The 3401-nt window shown below is 41.4% G+C and carries 3 protein-coding genes and 2 pseudogenes; 3 read left to right on the top strand and 2 right to left on the bottom strand.

All coding sequences use genetic code 11. The features are described from left to right. Positions 1-130, top strand: a pseudogene (locus tag KPX09_RS04760) (phosphoribosylformylglycinamidine cyclo-ligase); the annotation flags it as partial. A gap of 10 nt (positions 131-140) precedes the next feature. On the opposite strand, the gene KPX09_RS04755 reads toward KPX09_RS04760, so the two are convergent. Next, a complete protein-coding gene (locus KPX09_RS04755) occupies positions 141-1049 on the bottom strand; it encodes a diguanylate cyclase domain-containing protein (RefSeq protein WP_249549225.1) in 909 nt (302 codons plus the stop codon). 175 nt (positions 1050-1224) lie between these two features. Next, positions 1225-1608 (bottom strand): ribosome silencing factor, encoded by a 384-nt coding sequence (gene rsfS, locus KPX09_RS04750; RefSeq protein ID WP_249549224.1) that lies wholly within the window; start codon positions 1606-1608, stop codon positions 1225-1227. A gap of 189 nt (positions 1609-1797) precedes the next feature. Between rsfS and KPX09_RS04745 the strand changes: the two genes are divergently transcribed. After that, entirely contained in the window at positions 1798-3072 is a 1275-nt protein-coding gene (locus KPX09_RS04745; protein ID WP_249549223.1) for a M48 family metalloprotease, read from the top strand. Between the two features lie 80 nt (positions 3073-3152). Next, positions 3153-3401, top strand: a pseudogene (locus KPX09_RS04740) (hypothetical protein); the annotation flags it as partial.

The raw sequence follows: 3401 nt of genomic DNA, 5'->3' as shown, positions 1-3401 counted from the left end.
TGTCACACTGGAGGTATTACGTGGGATATCTCACGGATGCAAACTTGCTGGAGCTTCCCTTGTTGGCGGTGAAACCGCTGAAATGCCCGGTATGTACTCTAGAGGACACTACGACCTCGCAGGGTTTGTTGAGACTTTTCTTAATAGTTTGGAGTAGCTGCTACAGACCTTCCTTGCCTATGAGCTAATAGTAGTGCTTGCTGTAAATCCGCTAGGAGTGAGTTATACTCGGTGCCGTACATGTTAGCATATCCAAATGATATGGTTGCGCTGGGAGAATAATGAGCCAACCTCTCAGATACACGTGCATGTATTCTTGAGACTGCGACGTGAGCATCGGCCTTTCCACAGCCTAATAGCACAAACATGAACTGATTATCACCCAAATATCCCACTATGTCAGTATATCTTATATTTGCACTTAGTGCATCTACCATAACACTATGCATTTTTTTTTGAGCATCGTCAGCGTTATTAACGGTGGGATCAAGCGCCACTAGGGATATCACCGATTCAATTGAGCTCTCGCGGACAAAACCTAAAATAACATCTATCTCGGTTTTTGTAGATGCGGGATCTAAGACCTCCAGATCTTTGTCCATAGTGTACCGTGTGCCAGTAGGTAATTTTTCATTCCGGAATGCTGCAAGTTTTTGTGATATGCTTGTATCACGAACTAGCAGTTCATAGTTTAGAAGATCTTTTTCAGAAGTTACGCGAAATATCTTAGGCCTTACAGGAACAGACTGGAGTTTGCAGTTGAGAAAAGAGAAATTGCTAATTTTTGATATCACGTCAGCTATGTCAGTTCCGCTGTTTGTGTATTCCACATAGCTGTTTATTATGTGTTTTGTGTGCAAATCAAGTATAGAATCTAAAGGTGCACCTACTAGCAAGGCACTGCTGTCAAACCCAAGAAGCTGCAGCGCTTGGTCATTTATTGCTGATATAAGCACTTTGCGCAGCACATTGTTCTGCTGTAACGAGATGACAGAATCGTTCGCTCTCCGGGCTATGACGTTGTCGTTCATCAGTATTTCTCCAGTCAAAGTAGTGCTCCTTACCTTAGGAGAACACTTGGCAGCGTATCAGGAGAGTGTTATGAACTAGTTAACTGATCACGTTAGCATCTATGAACGCGCCCAGGGGCGTCTCCATATAGCACCTGCGAGCATAGAAGTACTGCATGCAGTACGATGAACAAATTGGTGAGTAAAGAAAAATCTATGGTGAGTTATCCAAGACGTCGTCAGGTTTCTCCTCTTGCACAAGGTTAACATTAGCAAGATTCTTACTCCATAGATCTTCTAGATTGTAATACTCGCGTACTTCTTCACGAAATATGTGCACTATGACATTGTTTAAAGTAATGACTACCCAATTACCATCATCCAATCCTTCTATATGTTTTTTGCTATAATGTGCGACTTTTTTCTTCACATGTTCTGCTAAAGCTTTTACGTGACTTGTGGAATTTCCAGAAGAAATAATGATGTACTCAGTCAGCTGACATCTATCACGAACATCAAGTGAAGCAATATTGCGAGCACTGTGCTCATCCAATACTGCAACTACTAAATCCCTCAGATTTTCTGTAGATGTAAACACACCTTCCTCTAATGTACTATATCTCTGTTCATGTTACCTGGCATTTTTACATAATAAAAGGGTTAACAGTGCCACCTAGAATTTGTAGGTCTTTGATCGCAGAGTACTCAAGTTGTGAACAGACTGTTTATTATAGAGCATCTCAACGTTTTTAACTATTATAGTTTTGCAGAACCAAGGAGTACTAGTATGAAGGTATCTGTTGTTTTGTTGTGTTTAATGCTCGTAATTCCTTCTGTTAGGTGTTCTGGCGGTATAGTATTTAGGGATAGTGAAATTGAAAATGTAATCAAAAAAATCAGCAAACCGCTGTTTGTTGCGGCTCACGTGAATGTAGATGCGGTGAAGGTCTTTGTTGTTGATGATAACAGGGTTAACGCGTTTGTGGCCCCTAATAATTACGTTTTCATTCACAAAGGGTTGCTCAAATTCTCGAAGGACCCGGAAGTAGTTGTTGGAGTAATAGCGCATGAGATTGGCCACATGGCGCAGTATCATCTCATAAAACAGGAGCGTGAACTACGCAATGAGATGATAGCAGAGGGTTTGGGCTACATTTTGGGTATGGTTACATCTTTGGTGATTGATCCTAAAATTGGCCATGCCATCATCGCAGGTAGTAGTACTATCAGTCAGAGAAGTTTTTTAGCTTATAGTAGAACTCAGGAAGAGATTGCTGACCAATGTGCATTAGAATATCTTGATGCAGCGGGCTATAGCCATGAAGGGCTGTTGCAGGTGTTGCGCTTTTTCGGACAAAATGAGGCGCAGCATGTGTACTTAGATGAGTATATGTCTACGCACCCGCTAAGTGAACAGCGGTTAAGAAAGCTATATGGGTACAAAAAGCAGCAGGAAGTCGTAGGGTTTTCGGAGGAAGATAAAGCGAGTTTTGCGCGTATTGTTGAAAAAGTAGAGGCATTTTTAATGCCTCTAGACACCCTTAAAAATCGAGAACTATCGCCTTATATGCAATCTATAATTGACTATAGGGAAGCTAACGCAAAGGAGGCGATTCAGCGTTTGAGTGCCCTGATAAATTCTGCACCAACGGATCCGTATCTGCGGGAAATTAGAGCACAAATTTTATATAAACTTGGAGAAATAGAAGCATGCATTTCCGACTACAAAGCAGCTTTGAGTCAGATACCAGAGGATATGTTGCTTAAGGTAGAGTTGGCCCAAGCCATGGTTCTTAAAGATCCATCACAGGCCTTGCCTTACCTCGAACAAGTTATACATGTAGAGAGAGATAATCCCTATGTATGGAAGCAGCTGTCGTTGGTTTATGGAAGGATGGGCAAGGTGGCTATGTCTTACTTCGCGTTGGCGAATATGTATTTCTTTGAAGGAGATGAGAAAAGGTTTCTTGAGTACGTAAAATTATCGAAAAAATATTTCGACAGTAATAGCTTTCAGTTACGTATAATACAAGACCTCGAAGAAGCATATAGAGCGCACTAAAACTGATTATGAAGCATGTGTCTAAACATTATTTACCACAGGTATACATCATGAAATCAGTGGTTTGTGATGGAAAATTTATGTGGAAGAAAGTATTTTCTATATTAACAAGGAGCTTACTAGTAATAGCCACTTGTGCTATGCAGACGTCGTGTAGCTTATTCGGCCCTCAAGAGGTAATCGTCTATAAACCCCCGGAGGGAGCCGAAGGCCAACGATGTGTAGATCAGTGCCTATATAAGAGGAACGAGTGCCTGAGGAGTTGTGATAAGCAGAATAAAGAGTGCCAGATACAAGAATCAAAAGAAGGAGTGGTTAGAGACGTAGTC

This window comes from Anaplasma phagocytophilum, from assembly GCF_023476575.1.
Classification (GTDB): Bacteria; Pseudomonadota; Alphaproteobacteria; order Rickettsiales; family Anaplasmataceae; genus Anaplasma; species Anaplasma phagocytophilum_A.
This window is presented reverse-complemented; position numbering and strand designations above follow the sequence as displayed.

Bases quoted from the DNA above. Each gene is read 5' to 3' on its own strand.
- KPX09_RS04745 (WP_249549223.1), top strand. From the start codon at position 1,798: ATGAAGGTATCTGTTGTTTTGTTGTGTTTAATGCTCGTAATTCCTTCT.